The sequence below is a fragment of the Rhodococcus sp. EPR-134 genome, assembly GCF_001647205.1.
Classification (GTDB): domain Bacteria; phylum Actinomycetota; class Actinomycetes; order Mycobacteriales; family Mycobacteriaceae; genus Rhodococcus_F; species Rhodococcus_F qingshengii.
In genome coordinates, this window is sequence record NZ_LVCT01000352.1 from 1 (window position 1) to 415 (window position 415).

The 415-nt window shown below is 63.4% G+C and carries 1 protein-coding gene; it reads left to right on the plus strand.

The window, feature by feature from the left end; translation table 11 throughout:
* A partial coding sequence (locus A2J01_RS15710) for a homocysteine S-methyltransferase family protein (RefSeq protein ID WP_197494230.1) occupies positions 1-415 on the plus strand: 415 nt, incomplete at both ends.

The window sequence follows — 415 nt, forward strand, 5'->3', positions numbered from 1 at the left end:
CCTCGTCGAAACCTGCCAGGACCTGCTTCAGGTGAAAGCTGCAATCCTCGGCAGCCAGCGTGCGATGGAGCAACTCGGACTGCGGTTGCCGATCATCACGCACGTGACGGTCGAGACAACCGGAACGATGCTCCTGGGCAGTGAGATCGGTGCGGCGCTGACGGCACTCGAGCCACTCGGTATCGACATGATCGGTCTGAACTGTGCCACCGGGCCGGCCGAGATGAGTGAACATCTCCGTCATCTGTCCAAGTACTCCACGCTGCCGGTGTCGGTCATGCCCAATGCCGGCCTGCCGCAGCTCGGCCCCAAGGGTGCCGAGTATCCGCTGACTGCCGACGAATTGGCCGAAGCCCTCAGTGGTTTCGTCTCCGAGTTCGGACTCGGCCTCGTCGGTGGCTGCTGCGGTACGACG